Here is a 15,306-nt window from a genome sequence, read left to right as displayed (position 1 = left end):
TACGATCCGCCCGAGCATCGAGGCACCGGCGCGGCTTCGTCCCTCATTTCGAGGTTGCCCCACTAAGCGTATGAGCCTTATGCGCATCGTGCGTCATTGTCTAGAACGCTTGTGGGAAAACATCGGGTGCCTTGTCATGATTTTTCCTGCAAACGCAATGTTTTGCATATAGATGCCCATAAATGGATAACTTATGAAAAGGTCATAGCGAAAAATGTTGTCATTCATTCGCATTTGCCGTTGACCCTGTGACATAGAGGCCCTAGGGTGCGCGGCCTAATCCGGCGCTTTTGCCATTTTCAATGGAGTTCTACCGGGCAGCGGCTGGTCCAGCCGCTGGGGCCCGGTTTTGTCAGTGGAATACAGACATGCCAGCCACCGAGAACGGCTTAGCCAAAATGACCGGCGCTCAGATCGTGCTCCAGGCGCTCGCCGACCAAGGTGTGGATCACATCTTCGGCTATCCTGGCGGCGCAGTGCTGCCGATCTACGACGCGTTATTTCAGCAAGACCGGCTCCAGCACGTGCTGGTCCGTCACGAGCAGGGTGCCGTTCACGCGGCCGAAGGCTATGCGCGCTCAACCGGCAAGGTCGGTGTTGTGCTGGTGACGTCTGGCCCTGGCGCGACCAACGCTGTCACCGGGCTGACCGACGCACTGATGGATTCGATCCCAGTTGTCTGCATCACCGGTCAGGTGCCCACGCATCTGATCGGCAACGACGCCTTTCAGGAATGCGACACGGTCGGCATCACGCGCCCCTGCACGAAGCACAATTATCTTGTGAAGGACGTCGACCTGCTCGCCGAGGTTCTGCACGAGGCGTTCTACGTTGCGCGGTCGGGGCGGCCGGGTCCTGTCGTCGTGGACATCCCCAAGGACATCCAGTTCATGACCGGGACCTACAAGGGCGTCTCGAACTCGCGGCATAAGAGCTACGTTCCCCCGCAGCAGGGCGATCAAGCCGCCATCGAGGTGGCTGTCGAAGCGATGGCCAATGCCAAGCGGCCTGTCTTCTATACGGGCGGCGGCGTCATCAATGCGGGACCAGCGGCCAGCGAGAGCCTGCGCGAGCTTGTGCGCATGACCGGCTACCCTATTACCTCGACCCTCATGGGACTCGGCAGCTATCCGGCCTCGGACAAGCAATGGCTCGGCATGCTCGGGATGCACGGCACCTTCGAGGCCAACAATGCCATGCACGACTGCGACGTCATGATCTGCATCGGGGCGCGGTTCGACGATCGTATCACCGGCCGGCTGGATGCGTTTTCACCCGGGTCCACGAAGATCCATGTGGACGTCGATCCATCCTCGATCAACAAAAACGTGCATGTCGATATCCCGATTGTCGGCGATTGCGCCCATGTGATCGATCAGATGATCGCGGCGTGGAATGATCGGAATCCGTCGGTCGACAAAGAGGCTCATGCGAACTGGTGGGAGCAGATCGACACCTGGCGCAAGCGCAAATGCCTGTACTACCGTAAGAAGAGCGACGTGATCATGCCGCAATACGCCATTGAGCGGCTCTTTGCGCTGACCCGTGATCACGACACCTACATCACCACGGAAGTGGGCCAGCATCAGATGTGGGCGGCTCAGTATTTCCATTTCGACGAGCCGAACCGTTGGATGACCTCCGGCGGGCTCGGCACGATGGGCTATGGCATCCCCGCGGCGGTCGGTGTGCAAATGGCGCACCGGGACTCCCTCGTCATCGACATTGCGGGCGAGGCGTCGGTGCTGATGACCATGCAGGAGATTTCGACGGCGGTTCAGTACGACCTGCCGGTCAAGATCTTTATTCTGAACAACGAGTATATGGGCATGGTCCGCCAGTGGCAGGAACTGCTCCATGGTGGCCGCTATTCGCACTCTTATAGCGAGGCGCTGCCGGACTTCGTGAAGCTGGCCGAGGCGTATCACGCCGTGGGCATTCGCGCGGAGAAACCCGGTGAGCTCGACGACGCGATCCTGGAAATGATCAAGACGCCGAAGCCGGTCATCTTCGACTGCGTGGTCGACAAGCGTGCCAATTGCTTCCCGATGATTCCGAGCGGCGAAGCGCACAACAATATGTTGCTGGGCGACGATCTGACGGACGAGGACATCGAAAAAGCCATCTCCGAAAAAGGCAAGGTGATGGTCTAATGGCACAGCCTGGTTCCGCCTATTCGCTCGAGAAGCCCGAACAGAGCCTCGAGACGCACACGATCAGCGTGCTTGTGGACAACGAGCCTGGCGTGCTCGCGCGCGTCATCGGCCTGTTCTCGGGCCGGGGCTACAACATCGAGTCGCTGACCGTGTCCGAGACCGAGCACGAGGCCCATCTGTCGCGCATCACCATCGTGACGACAGGCACGCCGATGGTGATCGAGCAGATCAAGAATCAGCTCGACCGGCTGGTGCCGATCCATTCGGTTACGGACCTAACCGTCCGGGGCGAGACCCTCGAGCGGGAGTTGGCCTTGGTGAAGGTGGCCGGCATCGGCGAGAAGCGGGTAGAGGCGCTGCGGTTGGCGGAAGCCTTCCGCGCGCAGGTTGTCGACGCCTCGCTCGAGCATTTCGTGTTCGAGATCACGGGCCGGCAAACCAAGATCGAGCAGTTTGTGGTGCTGATGCAGCCGCTTGGGCTGATCGAGGTCTGCCGCACCGGCGTCGCCGCTATCGGCCGCGGAGTCGAGCGGATGTAACCCGCCACTTGTCTTTTTGCGGGTCCGGCGGCAAAACCCGGTCCGAACCATCGCAACCAAGTTTTGAAGACATTGAAATCGACAACGTAGAGGAACAGGTATGCGTGTCTATTACGATCGGGATGCCGATCTCAATCTTATCAAGGGTAAGAAAGTCGCCATCATCGGTTATGGCAGCCAGGGGCATGCGCATGCCCTGAATTTGAAGGACTCCGGCGTCGCCGAGGTGGCCATTGGCTTGCGCCCCGGCTCTAGATCCGCCGCCAAGGCGGAAGGCGAGGGCCTGAAGGTCATGAGCGTCTCCGAGGCTGCCGCCTGGGCCGATGTGGTCATGATGCTGACCCCGGACGAACTCCAGGCCGAGATCTGGGAGAAGGACCTCAAGCCCAATATGAAGCAGGGCGCAGCGCTGCTCTTCGCCCACGGGCTTAATATCCACTTCAATTTGATCGAGCCGCGCGCGGACACAGATATCTGCATGGTTGCGCCCAAGGGCCCCGGCCATACGGTGCGGGCCGAATACCAGCGCGGTGCAGGCGTGCCGTGCCTCGTGGCTATTGCTCAGGACGCTACGGGCAACGCCCACGAACTGTCGCTCTCTTACGCCTCCGCCATCGGCGGTGGTCGCGCGGGCATCATCGAGACGACCTTCCGCGAAGAATGCGAGACCGATCTTTTCGGCGAGCAGGCCGTACTCTGCGGCGGCCTCGTGGAGCTAATGCGCAACGGTTTCGAGACGCTGGTCGAGGCGGGCTACGCCCCCGAGATGGCCTATTTCGAGACCGTCCACGAGGTGAAGCTGATCGTCGACCTCATCTACGAAGGCGGCATCGCCAACATGAACTACTCGATCTCCAACACAGCCGAATATGGCGAATACGTCTCCGGCTCGCGCGTGGTGACCGAGGACAGCAAGGCGGCCATGAAGGACATCCTGACCGACATTCAGGACGGCACCTTCGTGAAGAACTGGATGCTGGAGAACAAGATCAACCAGCCGAGCTTCAAGGCGATGCGCGCCAAGTGCGACGACCACGAAATGGAAAAGGTCGGCGAGAAGCTGCGCGCTATGATGCCCTGGATCGCCGATAGCAAAATGGTCGACAAGTCGAAGAATTAGCAGCTTCGCCGTCTAGTTAACAGATACCGAAATGGCCGGGCTCGTCCTGGCCATTTTCTTTTGGGCCGACGGCGCGATCCCGCGCCCCGTGGTCTAAGCTACCGCGATCGTCACACGGACGCAGAAATTCCAAGACACCATGCCGAAGTTTTGAAGTTCGCAAAGGCAGGGGGACTCCATGTACATCACCCGTATCGCCAAGGTCGTGATGGTCGCGTGCCTCGCGGTCTTCTGTCTGCTGGCAGCGTTCGGCAATGTCAGCGACTACCAGGCCAATTTTCTGTTCGTGAAGCATGTGATGAGCATGGACACGACCTATCCCGGCAACACCCTGATGTACCGGGCGATCAACAGTCCCGAGCTTTGGCATGCGGCCTTTGTGCTGATCATCATCGGCGAATCATTGGCCGGCATCTTGTTCCTGGCCGGCGCCATCCGCCTGCTTCAGGTCCGGCGGGATCCGGGCGCCATCTTCGATAGCGCGAAGGGCTGGACGGTCGCGGGCGCGCTGGTCGCGTTTCTGGTCTGGTTCTTCGGCTTCATGGTCGTGGCTGGCGAGTGGTTCCTGATGTGGCAGTCCGAGACGTGGAACGGTCAGCCCGCGGCATTCCGCTTCTATCTTACTGCTCTTGCGGTCTTGATCTTTGTCATTCAGCCCGATCGCGACTTGCCCGAGACAGTCACGGGCGCCCGTGTCAAGCCGGCCCGGGCGCCCGCTAAGAACAAGTCGGCCCGCGCGCCGGCCAAGAAAAGCGCCGCTAAGAAAAGTGTTGCCAAGAAGCGCGTCCCGGCCAAAAAGAAAACCGCGGCAGAAACGAGAGGCGCCTTGAGCCGCATTGCAGCGGTGTGAACCGAACCGGAGAGCTAGACGATGGACAGCAGCGAGTTCGAGGCGTTTCTCAAGAGCTTCTACGCCGCCCGCATCGAGGGGGAGGTCGAAGCGCTGGGCGGAATGTTCGCCGAGGACGCGTATTTCCGGATTGTCGGATCGCCGGAGTTCAGCATGCTGGCGACCTCGGTCCAGGGGCGCAAGGGCATTACGGGACTGTTCAGGACTATCACAGATAGCTTCGCGCTGGACGCGTTCTCGATTGAGGACCTGCTGATGGACCGGAATAAGGCGGCCGTTCGCTGGAGCGCCCGTGTCCAAAATATCACATCCGGGGACTCGTTCACGACGGAGCTGGCCGATTTCATTCAAATCGACGGCCGGAAAATTATATCGCTTAGCGAGTTCCTCGATACGGCCCTGGCCGGATAAGGGCGCTGGCAGATCGGATTTTGCCGTGAGTTCTGCCACGCCAGAGCCGGAATTGGGTGGTGAAATAGGGCTTTGATGCGCATAATCCAGCAATTCTGCCGGATTAATTCGATTCGGTCGGGGCCTCGCGGCGAAAGGAAGCCAACGTGCGAGGACGATGGGCCGATGGCCTAGAGGGAATAGAGAATGACGATAGTCGGCCTGAAATCAGCCGCCTTTGGGATTGCACTAGCAATGTCGTTCAGTGCCCCTGCCATTGCAGCGGAACCGGACGGTCCGGCCGAGCTCGTGACCCGGTCCGAAGCGGTCCGTGTGTCCGTGCAGGATCAAGTCGGCGCGGTGACGATGAAGGACGCGGCCGAGCAGATAGCTCTTGCCGAGTATTACTCCGTCCCGGACCGGAAGCTGCTGTGGGTTGGCGACAAAGGTTTGAATGCCCGCGGCAAGGCCGTCCTCCAGGAGATCTCGAAGGCTGACGATTACGGACTCCGTGCCGCCGCCTATAAATTGCCGAACCTTTCCGGTTTCGACGCGAGCGCGCCCGATGCAATCGCCAAGCTCGCGGATGCCGAGCTCAAAATCAGCGCTGCAGTCATCGAATATGCACGTGACGCGCGAGGCGGCCGGATCAAGCCGCAGAGCCTCAGCGAGAGCCTCGATCCCGACATGTATTTGCCCGACCCGGCCGAGGTGATCGGGTTCATCGCGATCCGGTCTGACCCGGCGGCTTATCTGCGAAGCTTTCAACCGACCCATCCTCAGTTTGAGGCTCTGCGCCAGGAGCTGATCGCCGAGCGCGGCGGCGGCGTGGCGCCCAAGCCCGTCTCCAACAAGCCTGAAGACGTGGTCATTCCCGCAGGTCCGACCCTCAAGCTCGGCGTGAAGCATGGCCAGGTGGCTCTGCTGCGGAAGCGGCTGGATGCCCCGGTCAAAGAGGGCGCCGACGAGTATGTTTTCGATAAGGACCTGCACCAGGCTGTTATTGCGTTTCAACGCCGCCAAGGCGGCAAGACCGACGGCATGGTCGGTTCCGGGACGCGGCGTATGCTGAACGGGGATGCGCCGACCCCGGTATTATCGGGACAGAAAAAAATCGATCTGCTGCTTGTGAACATGGAGCGCTATCGGTGGCTCCCCCAGGACATGAGTGACTTCTACGTCAAAGTGAACATCCCCGAATTCAAGGTGCGTGTCTTCAAGGACGACAAGTCCATCCACGAGACCCGCGTGATCGTCGGCAAGACGCACACGCAGACGCCGGTCTTCAGCGACGAGATGGAAGAGGTCGTATTTCGCCCGAATTGGTTCGTGCCAAACTCGATCAAACAGAATGAAATCGCGCCCTATCTGCGCCGTGGCGGCGGTTTCTTTTCCAGCGGCTGGGATACGTCCGTGCTGCGGCGTCAGGGTCTGCGCATCCGAGGCGCCAATGGCCGTGACATCGATCCCGACCGGATCGACTGGAGCCGCAACGATATCCGCCGCTATGAGCTGTATCAGCCGCCCGGGCCGCGGAATGTGCTGGGGCTGGTGAAATTCCGCTTCCCCAACACCCACGATGTCTATCTGCACGACACTACGCAGAAGAACCTCTTCTCCAATTCGGTGCGGGCATTCAGCCATGGCTGCGTGCGGGTCCAAAACCCGGACAGGCTGGCGACAGTCTTGCTGGGGCACGACCAGGACTGGACGGCGGCACGGGTCACGTCCGCGATGCAACACGGTACAGACGCCAACAAGATTTTCATCAAGAACCGGATTCCCGTCTATCTCACCTATTTCACTGCTGTTGTGGGCGAGGACGGTGAGATGAAGCAGTACAAGGACCTCTATGGGCATGACCGGCGCATGGTCGCCGTGCTCAAGGGGCGCCCCGTTCCGGCGGGCCTACCGGACAATGTCACGGTCTCACGTAAGCCGACCGAGCGCCGGTCGAGCCGGCGGAGCCGGCGGGCCGACAATAACCCGTTTGCCGGAATCTTCGACTTCTAGGATCGGCAGACTGTTGAGACTGGCAGGTCAGTCCCTCGGGCCGTGTCCTGAGATGGGCCGCGTATCCCTTGCTCTTCGTACCGCTTCACCTTATTTTCCGCTGATCGCGGGCTTCGGCAAGGCGCTCGCGGAAAAGGACTTTGATGCAGCGCTTTGAAAAGCAGCGACTTGACGGGCGGGGTGGCACTGCGCTGCCGCGGCAGGGTCTGCATGCGCGCGCCCTTCCGCTCCTCCTTATGTGCCCCTGAGCACCGGCGGTCTCGGTTTTTGCCGAGGCAGGCGTTCAGGGGACGGCGAAACGAACCCCCCACGAAGTCAGAGGCTTGCCCGGTCGTGATAGACTGAAAGCCATTCGTTTTAAGGACGAGCATCATGAAGACCGAAACCAACGAGCGCGATGAAAAGGATCGCGTCATCATTTTCGACACCACGCTGCGCGACGGGGAACAATGCCCTGGCGCGACGATGACCTTCGAGGAGAAGCTGGAGGTTGCCGAGCTCCTCGACGAGATGGGCGTGGACGTCATCGAGGCCGGCTTTCCCATCGCTTCCCAGGGCGACTTCGAAAGTGTGCAGGAGATCGCACGGCGGGCGAAGAATGCCGCGATCTGCGGTCTGGCGCGCGCCCAGCCTGGTGACATCGACCGCTGCGCCGAGGCCATCCGGCCTGCCGCGCGCGGGCGCATCCACACCTTCATCGGCACGTCGCCGCTTCACCGCAAGTATCAGATGGATATCGACGAAGCCGAATGCTTGGCGCGGGTCACCGCGTCGGTCAGCCGGGCCCGTGGTCTCACCGACGACGTTGAATGGTCGGCCATGGATGCGACGCGCACCGAGGCCGACTTCCTGTGCCGCTGCGTGGAAGCCGCGATCAAGGCGGGCGCGACGACCGTGAACATTCCGGACACGGTCGGTTATGCTTACCACGACGAGTTCGGCAATCTGATCCGCATGCTGCAGGAGAGAGTGCCGGGCGCGGACAAGATCATCTTCTCCACGCACTGCCACAACGATTTGGGCCTGGCTGTCGCCAACTCTCTGTCGGGCGTGAGCGCGGGCGCGCGTCAGGTTGAATGCGCCGTTAATGGTCTGGGAGAGCGTGCGGGCAACGCGGCGCTGGAAGAGATCGTCATGGCGATCCACACGCGGGCGGATGTGATGTCCGTCTGGACCGGTGTCGACACCACTCTTCTGACGCGGGCCTCGAAGCTCGTGTCGCGGGTGACGGCCTTCCCGGTCCAGTACAACAAGGCCATTGTCGGCCGGAACGCTTTTGCCCATGAGAGCGGGATCCATCAGGACGGCGTGCTGAAACATGCAGGTACGTTCGAGATCATGACGCCGGAGAGTGTCGGGGTGAAGGAATCTTCGCTGGTGATGGGCAAGCATTCCGGGCGCCACGCCTTTCGCGAGAAGCTGAAGGAGCTCGGCTATGAGCTTGGCGACAACGCCTTCGAGGACGCCTTTGTCCGCTTCAAAGGCTTGGCCGATGTGAAGAAGCATGTCTACGACGAGGACATCGAAGCCTTGGTGGACCAGGAGATTGCCTCGGCGCAGGACCGCATCCGGATCACGTCTCTGACGGTGATTGCCGGGACCGGCGGGCCGCAGAAGGCAACGATCACCCTCCACATCGACGACAAGCAGCATATGTACGAGGCGGTCGGCGATGGACCGGTGGATGCGACCTTCCAGGCCATTCGCGCGCTCGTGCCGCATGAGGCTCGTTTGGCCCTTTATCAGGTGAGCGCCGTGACCGAAGGCACGGACGCCCAGGCCGAGGTGACGGTGCGCTTGGAGGCCGACGGCAAGATCGCCACCGGCCGCGGGTCGGACACGGACACCATGGTCGCTTCGGCTCGGGCCTATGTTAGCGCTCTGAACAAATTGCTGGCGCGCGAAGCGCGGCGGAAGCCGGAGACGATGCTCGCCTCGTAAGGGCGTTTCGCGTTTTGCGGGCGCGGCCTTCAAGAGTATTTGGCCGCGATGGCATCCGTCGCGGCCAAATGAGGCGCTCGACGTCCCGATGCCTAGCCCGTAGGCAATTTCTCGGCGTCGGCTGCGAGGAAGGGGCGCGAGGCCGGACCTCTGCCACCGGCCCGTGCGCGACGTAAAAAGTTTTTGCGAAACAGCCAGTCCACGCATTGCCCAGGCGAGAGATTTGACGCAACATACTGCTCGTCGTGGTAGGGCGCGAACCCCTTGATTGGGGACGTTTTCTGCTGCTCGACGTGTCTTTATCCGTCAGGGACAGCCGGATTGGCGCCCCGAGGCGGACATCAGTAGCGTTTGAGGCTCGCCAGCAGGGCGGGCAAGCGGGGCGGTGTATGTTCTCGTGGTTAGGCTCCTCCGCGGACATGGCCATTGATCTCGGCACGGCGAATACCGTCGTCTATGTGCCGGGACGCGGGATTGTTTTGGACGAGCCCTCCGTGGTCGCCATCGAGCGGCGCGGAGACGATCAGAAAGTCATCGCCGCTGGCCATGAGGCCAAGACGATGCTCGGAAAGACTCCAACCAAGATCGAAACCGTTCAGCCGCTCCGCGATGGAGTGATCGCGGACTTCAACGCCGCTGAGGAGATGATCAAATACTTCATTCGCCGCGGGAATAAGCGGCGCCTGTTCGGCAGCCCGCGGGTCATGATCTGCGTTCCGGCGAGCGCGACCTCTGTCGAGCGGCGCGCGGTCCATGAGGCCGGTCTCTCGGCTGGCGCCCGGCGCGTCTATCTGATCTCCGAGCCCGTGGCCGGCGCGATCGGGGCGGGTCTTCCGATCCATGAGCCCCGTGGATCTATGGTGGTGGATATTGGCGGCGGCACGACCGACATCGCCGTCATGTCAATGGGCAGTGTGATTTACTCGAAGTCGATCCGCACTGCGGGCAACGCCATGGACGAGGCCATCGTCAACTATGCGCGCTTCAAGCATCACCTGATGATCGGCACTCCGAATGCGGAAGTGGTCAAGAAAGAGTCCGGCTCGGCCGTGGCGAAGGCCAATGGCACGCATGTGGCGATCCGGCTGAAGGGACGGGACATGCAGCGGGGTTTTCCCGCAGAAATTACGCTGGGGCCCCATGAGATCGCGGACGCGCTGACGCTGCCGATTCAGCAGATCGTCGGAGGCATTCGTCAGGCGCTCGCCGACGTGCCGCCCGAGCTGACGGCCGACATCGCCGAGTCGGGCATTTATCTGACAGGCGGAGGCGCGCTGCTCGAGAAGCTCGACGTGCGACTGCAGCAAGAAACCGGCGTGAAATTCAAGATCGCAGAGGATCCGCTGCGGAGCGTTGTCCGGGGAACCGGCATGGCGCTCGAGCGACTGGACGAAATGGCTGATCTACTGATCAAACCCTGATCGGGTGTGTTATAATGGCTTTGTCTAGGCGCAGAGCCTCATAGGTGAGGATTACGCCGCCCTTCGGGGCGTTCCGGTAGACTGAACGAACATGCCCAAGCGCAGCCCATCTCTGTTCCAAAGACACCGGCCCTCCTGGACGGCGCCCGTGGAATTGCTGAGTTTTGGCCTCTATTTCCTCTGTGCCGTGTTGCTGGTTCTGAGCCGGATCGGTCACGGTGTCTTGGCCGATGCCCGGGACGACGTGGTCGATTTGTCTGTGCCGTTGCTGGAGCTTGCATCGGGACCGGCCATTGAAGCACGACGCGCTGTCGATCGTGTTCGTCTTTATGTCCGCGTTCAGACGAGTGCAGTCGAAGAAATCGACCGGCTGACCCAGGAAAACGATGAACTGAAGCAGTGGAGGTGGCGGACCCAGCTCCTGGAGCGCAAGGTCGCTCACCTACGCAAACTTCTGCATGCGGCCGAAGACCCCGCACTCGTCTATGCCTCGGGCCGGGTCATCGCGGATGCGCGCGGTCCCTTCGTGCGCAGTGCGCTGGTCAATCTCGGGCGCCAGGATGGCGTGCGGATCGGCTACGCCGTGATCAACGGCGATGGGCTCATAGGGCGCACGGTGGAGGCCGGCGACAAGGTCGCGCGCGTCCTCCTGCTGAACGATCTGAACAGCCGTATTCCGGTTCTTGTGGGGCCGAGCGGCGCGCGGGCGCTGGCGCTCGGAGACAATAGCGTGGAGTTGCAGCTTGGCTTCGTGCAAGAGGGCGCTGAAATCGAAACGGGCGATGAGGTCTACACCTCGGGCAGCGACGGCGTCCTGCCGCGCGGCCTGCGCGTGGGCGTGGTTGCAGGTGGGCCCGGCTCTTACACGATCCGGCCCTTTGCCGAGCTCAATTCGCTCGATGTCGTCAGTGTTCTGTTCTTCGACGCACCGGCACTGACACGCACGGATCCTGCGGCAGTCGCTGACAAGGGCGAGGCCTTGTCCTCTACGCTCCGTCCGGCGCCGGAGGAAGGCAGGACTGCGGCAGTCGGAAGCGCTCAGTTACCGCCCGTGGCCGCCATGTCGCCGCCGGTCTCGGCCCAGGCGCAAGCTGAGCGATGACGCGGCTTCTTCCGGCGTTTTCCGTGCTGATGGCGGTGATTGCCACCGCCGTGCCTTGGGGATTGACGGCCGACGCGACATTCATCCTGCCGCTACTGGTCGTGATGATGGTGTTCTGCTGGCGCGCGATTCCGGACACGGAGCTGCACCCCGCGGCGGCGGCGGTCTTGGGACTGCTGGCCGATCTTCTCAGCGGCGGCCCTCTGGGCTTCTGGGCGCTGATGTGCCTGATCGCCGCGACGGTCGGGCTGAAACCCGGCTCCTTCCGCGAGCGCCGTGACATCTGGACTGAGTGGTTGGCTTGGACGGCCCTCATCTGCGCCCTCGGCCTGTTCGGCTGGCTGCTGGCAAGCCTCTATTATCTTCGCTGGATTGATTGGTGGCCGATCGCCTTTGGCGTTGCGACCTCGATCATCTTCTTTCCGGTCATGCTTTATGGGCTGCTCTGGGTCCAGTCTGGACGCCTCGGTCACTCGCGCCGCACGATCTTCCGGAGCGCCTCATGAGCAAGTCGAGGGCGCTGCACTACGGCGCAAAGAAGAAGCCCGACTATGCTCGGAAGCAGAGCTACCGCTTCTCGCGCCGCGCGCTTCTAGTCGGCGGCGCGCAGGCAGGCCTGTTCTGCTTGCTCGGTTGGCGGCTGCATCAACTTCAAATCAAGGAGGCTTCCGAATACCGGCTTCTGTCCGATGAGAACCGCCTGATGATGCAGCTTGCGGCGCCCTCGCGCGGGTCGATCCGCGACCGCACCGGGGCTGTTCTGGCCGAGGACAGAGAGAACCTGCGCCTTCTCGTCTTGCCTGCCTTCTGCAAGAGCCTGCCTGAAACGCTCGACAAACTCTCGCACATCGTCCCCATTTCCCGGGCCACACGCGACCGCATCAAGCGGGCCGCCGCTCGTCAGAGCGGTTACTATCCCGTGCTCGTGGCCGAAGGGCTGACGTGGCGTCAGTTCTCGCTGCTCAACGTGCTCGCTCCGCAAATTCCCGGCCTCAGGACGGACCGCTCAGCCTACCGCAAATATTATCATGCTCGGCCCATGGCGCACCTGGTGGGCTATGTGGGCATGGCCGGGAAGGGGGAGGTCGATCTCGATCCCGTCATGCGGCTTCCCGGATTTCGCGCCGGCCGGTCGGGCATCGAGAAAACGTTCGACGAGCAGCTGCGCGGCACGCCCGGCACTCGGAAATTCGAGGTGGACTCGCGCGGACGCGTCGTGCGCGAACTGGGGGCGACGCCGAGCACACCGGGCAAAGACCTCGTGCTCAGCATCGACCACCATCTGCAGACTGTGGCCCAGGAGCGTCTGAAGGAGCATCGGGTAGCCTCCGTGGTCGTGCTCGATGTCGAGACAGGCGGCATCCTGGCGCTGGCATCGACACCCACATTCGATCCCAACGACGTGGTCTTCAGGGTCGACCCGAAGACGTGGGGCAGAATCGCGCGCGCCAAGGATCAGCCTCTCCAGAACCGGGCCATTCGCGGGCAGTATCCGCCAGGCTCCACCTTCAAGGTCGTGACGGCGCTGGCCGGGCTTCATGCGGGCGTTATCGAGCCCCAGGAGACCATGCGCTGCCCTGGCGTCTACAGGCTTGGCCGCGCCCGGTTCCGCTGTTGGAAGTCCCATGGTGGCGGCATCAATGTGCACGAAGCCATCAAGCAGTCCTGCGACGTCTATTTTTACGAGACCGCCAAGCGGATGGGGATCGACCACCTTGCGGCCGTCGCCCGTCATCTTGGCCTGGGCCGGATCTATGATTGCGGTCTTCCGGGCCAGAAGGAGGGCATCATTCCGGATGTGGCCTGGAAGCGGACACACCTCATGCAGCCCTGGTATGGCGGCGAGACGGTCATCGCCGGCATCGGCCAGGGCTTCGTCTCCTCAACGCCACTCCAGCTTGCCGTCATGGCTGGGCGGGTCGCCACCGGCCGCGCGGTGCTGCCGAAGCTCGTTCTGTCTCCGGACGACCCCGATCCTGAATGGCCGCTGCTTCAGCTCGACCCGCGCCACCTCGATATCGTACGGCGCGGGATGATCGGCGTCGTCAACGAGCCACGCGGGACGGCCCGCCGTTCGGCGCTGAAAATTCCCGACGTCCTGATGGCCGGCAAGACCGGCACCTCGCAGGTCGTGAACGCGCACAACGAGCACAAGCTCTCGCCTTACAAGCGGGAGACCCATGCGCTCTTCGTCGCCTACGCGCCGGCCGATAAGCCCCGCTATGCGGCCGCATGCGTCGTGGAGCATGGCGGCGGCGGCTCGAGCGCCGCGGCCCCGATCGTCAAGGATGTCATGACCGAAGCGCTTTTGCGTGACGCGGCAAAGAGCCCGGCGTTTGCGGGCACGAGCGCCGAGACGGCTTCCGGCAAGATCGCCGTTGTAGGTGATGACGGATGAGGATGCTGTTCGCCCAAGCGCCGGCGGTGAAGCAGGATCTGGCCAAAAAGCTGCTTTTGCTGAATTGGCCGTTTCTCGCACTCGTCACCGCGATTGTGCTGGTGGGGACTGCCGCACTCTACTCCGTAGCCGGCGGCTCGTTCGAACCTTGGGCCTCGCGTCAGGTCATCCGCTATTGCGTCGGTCTGGCGCTGCTGTTCGCCATTGCCTTCTCCGACATTCGCTGGTGGTTGAAAGGGGCTTATCCGCTTTTCCTAAGCGCGCTGGTGCTCATGGCGCTGGTGCCGTTGATCGGTGTCGAAAGCGGCGGTGCGCGGCGCTGGTTGGGCTTTGGCGAACTGAGCTTTCAGCCCTCGGAGATGATGAAGATCGCCTTGGTTCTGGCGATCGCGCGCTACTATCAGTGGCTCCCGCCGCAAAAGATTTGGCGGCTCGACGCCTTGATCCCACCGCTCCTGATGATCGGCGTGCCGGCTTTGCTCGCGCTCTCCCAGCCTGATCTCGGCACCGCCGCGCTGTTCGCGATCATCGGCGCGGGCATGATGTTTCTCGCCGGGGTCAGCTGGTTCTATTTCGCCGGGGCAATCACGGGCGTGGTCGTGGCGTTGCCTCATGCCTGGGAGATGCTGCACGACTACCAGAAGGAGCGCGTGCTCACCTTTTTCGATCCCGATCGCGATCCGCTCGGCTCCGGTTACCACATTCTTCAGTCCAAGATCGCTATCGGCTCGGGCGGACTGAGCGGCAAAGGCTTCATGAATGGCACCCAGGCGCAGCTCAACTTCCTACCCGAAAAGCACACCGACTTCATCTTCACGATGTTCTCCGAGGAGATGGGGTTTGTCGGCGCCGTCGTGCTGCTGGTGCTCTACCTGCTGGCGCTCGTGTTTATCACCTTCATGGCGCTCAGGTGCCGCAGCATGTTCGCAAAGCTCGTTGCGGGCGGCATAGGCCTGACGCTGTTCGCCTATGTCTTCATCAACGTGGCCATGGTCACGGGGCTCGTGCCCGTGGTGGGCGTGCCCCTGCCGCTCGTCTCTTACGGCGGCACCTCTATGCTGACCATGATGATCGGGCTCGGCTTCGTGCTCAACGCACATGTCAATCGAAGGGTCACCTTCCGCCAGGCCGAACTTGGCGGGCTCTGGTAGGCGACACCGAAAATTTTGGCCCGCGCGAGCTGGACAGCCCGCCTGCTGGAGTGCTACAGCCACGATCCTTGGCGCTTGGGATGCGCCGGACCAGGGTGGTCACGTCGCAAGACATCAGGTCGCCAGGCATCATGCCGGACGACACCGCGTCGCAAGACGCCGGGCCCTGAGGGCGCATAGCTCAGTTGGTAGAGCAGCTGACTCTTAATCAGCGGGTCCACGGTT

12 protein-coding genes are annotated in these 15,306 nt (G+C 62.1%); all 12 read left to right on the top strand.

The window, feature by feature from the left end; translation table 11 throughout:
• Positions 1-368 precede the first annotated feature (368 nt).
• The 12 genes from WBQ77_RS04625 (at position 369) to rodA (ending at position 15,081) form a co-directional block, all read left to right on the top strand.
• On the top strand, positions 369-2,153 hold the full coding sequence (locus tag WBQ77_RS04625) for an acetolactate synthase 3 large subunit (protein WP_424045299.1): 1,785 nt from the start codon (positions 369-371) through the stop codon (positions 2,151-2,153).
• Complete coding sequence (gene ilvN, locus WBQ77_RS04620; RefSeq protein WP_424059110.1) at positions 2,153-2,695, top strand: acetolactate synthase small subunit; 543 nt, start codon at positions 2,153-2,155, stop codon at positions 2,693-2,695. Before WBQ77_RS04625 ends, ilvN begins: the two co-directional genes overlap by 1 nt.
• Before the next feature lie 100 nt (positions 2,696-2,795).
• The gene (ilvC, locus tag WBQ77_RS04615) at positions 2,796-3,815 is read left to right on the top strand and encodes a ketol-acid reductoisomerase (protein WP_424043161.1); all 1,020 of its coding nucleotides are present in this window, start codon (positions 2,796-2,798) and stop codon (positions 3,813-3,815) included.
• Between the two features lie 178 nt (positions 3,816-3,993).
• On the top strand, positions 3,994-4,665 hold the full coding sequence (locus tag WBQ77_RS04610; protein WP_424059108.1) for a DUF2165 family protein: 672 nt from the start codon (positions 3,994-3,996) through the stop codon (positions 4,663-4,665).
• A gap of 21 nt (positions 4,666-4,686) precedes the next feature.
• Complete coding sequence (locus WBQ77_RS04605) at positions 4,687-5,076, top strand: nuclear transport factor 2 family protein (protein WP_424042830.1); 390 nt, start codon at positions 4,687-4,689, stop codon at positions 5,074-5,076.
• A 186-nt stretch (positions 5,077-5,262) separates the two neighbouring features.
• Complete coding sequence (locus WBQ77_RS04600; RefSeq protein ID WP_424059106.1) at positions 5,263-7,068, top strand: L,D-transpeptidase family protein; 1,806 nt, start codon at positions 5,263-5,265, stop codon at positions 7,066-7,068.
• A gap of 372 nt (positions 7,069-7,440) precedes the next feature.
• On the top strand, positions 7,441-9,009 hold the full coding sequence (locus WBQ77_RS04595; RefSeq protein ID WP_424059104.1) for a 2-isopropylmalate synthase: 1,569 nt from the start codon (positions 7,441-7,443) through the stop codon (positions 9,007-9,009).
• A gap of 389 nt (positions 9,010-9,398) precedes the next feature.
• Positions 9,399-10,430, top strand: coding sequence for a rod shape-determining protein (locus WBQ77_RS04590; RefSeq protein WP_424042833.1), 1,032 nt, complete (start codon positions 9,399-9,401; stop codon positions 10,428-10,430).
• Between the two features lie 148 nt (positions 10,431-10,578).
• Positions 10,579-11,532 carry a rod shape-determining protein MreC gene (gene mreC, locus WBQ77_RS04585; protein WP_424042834.1) on the top strand — a complete coding sequence of 318 codons (954 nt, stop codon included), beginning with the start codon at positions 10,579-10,581 and terminating at the stop codon, positions 11,530-11,532.
• Positions 11,529-12,038 carry a rod shape-determining protein MreD gene (gene mreD / locus WBQ77_RS04580; protein ID WP_424059101.1) on the top strand — a complete coding sequence of 170 codons (510 nt, stop codon included), beginning with the start codon at positions 11,529-11,531 and terminating at the stop codon, positions 12,036-12,038. Before mreC ends, mreD begins: the two co-directional genes overlap by 4 nt.
• Complete coding sequence (mrdA, locus tag WBQ77_RS04575) at positions 12,035-13,930, top strand: penicillin-binding protein 2 (protein WP_424059099.1); 1,896 nt, start codon at positions 12,035-12,037, stop codon at positions 13,928-13,930. The genes mreD and mrdA overlap by 4 nt, the downstream gene beginning before the upstream one ends.
• Positions 13,927-15,081 (top strand): rod shape-determining protein RodA, encoded by a 1,155-nt coding sequence (gene rodA, locus WBQ77_RS04570; RefSeq protein ID WP_424059097.1) that lies wholly within the window; start codon positions 13,927-13,929, stop codon positions 15,079-15,081. Before mrdA ends, rodA begins: the two co-directional genes overlap by 4 nt.
• Positions 15,082-15,306 lie beyond the last annotated feature (225 nt).

Origin of the sequence: Methyloceanibacter sp. (genome assembly GCF_049590335.1) — a bacterium.
Taxonomy (GTDB): Bacteria; Pseudomonadota; Alphaproteobacteria; order Rhizobiales; family Methyloligellaceae; genus Methyloceanibacter.
The sequence above is the reverse complement of the archived record's forward strand: the minus strand, read 5'-3'. Positions and strand labels throughout refer to the sequence as shown.

What these genes read in the sequence shown, in the direction of transcription:
- rodA (WP_424059097.1), top strand. Translation starts at nt 13,927, where the DNA reads ATGAGGATGCTGTTCGCCCAAGCGCCGGCGGTGAAGCAGGATCTGGCC.
- WBQ77_RS04610 (WP_424059108.1), top strand. Translation starts at nt 3,994, where the DNA reads ATGTACATCACCCGTATCGCCAAGGTCGTGATGGTCGCGTGCCTCGCG.
- WBQ77_RS04600 (WP_424059106.1), top strand. Translation starts at nt 5,263, where the DNA reads ATGACGATAGTCGGCCTGAAATCAGCCGCCTTTGGGATTGCACTAGCA.
- mreD (WP_424059101.1), top strand. Translation starts at nt 11,529, where the DNA reads ATGACGCGGCTTCTTCCGGCGTTTTCCGTGCTGATGGCGGTGATTGCC.
- WBQ77_RS04595 (WP_424059104.1), top strand. Translation starts at nt 7,441, where the DNA reads ATGAAGACCGAAACCAACGAGCGCGATGAAAAGGATCGCGTCATCATT.
- mrdA (WP_424059099.1), top strand. Translation starts at nt 12,035, where the DNA reads ATGAGCAAGTCGAGGGCGCTGCACTACGGCGCAAAGAAGAAGCCCGAC.
- WBQ77_RS04590 (WP_424042833.1), top strand. Translation starts at nt 9,399, where the DNA reads ATGTTCTCGTGGTTAGGCTCCTCCGCGGACATGGCCATTGATCTCGGC.
- ilvN (WP_424059110.1), top strand. Translation starts at nt 2,153, where the DNA reads ATGGCACAGCCTGGTTCCGCCTATTCGCTCGAGAAGCCCGAACAGAGC.
- WBQ77_RS04625 (WP_424045299.1), top strand. Translation starts at nt 369, where the DNA reads ATGCCAGCCACCGAGAACGGCTTAGCCAAAATGACCGGCGCTCAGATC.
- WBQ77_RS04605 (WP_424042830.1), top strand. Translation starts at nt 4,687, where the DNA reads ATGGACAGCAGCGAGTTCGAGGCGTTTCTCAAGAGCTTCTACGCCGCC.
- ilvC (WP_424043161.1), top strand. Translation starts at nt 2,796, where the DNA reads ATGCGTGTCTATTACGATCGGGATGCCGATCTCAATCTTATCAAGGGT.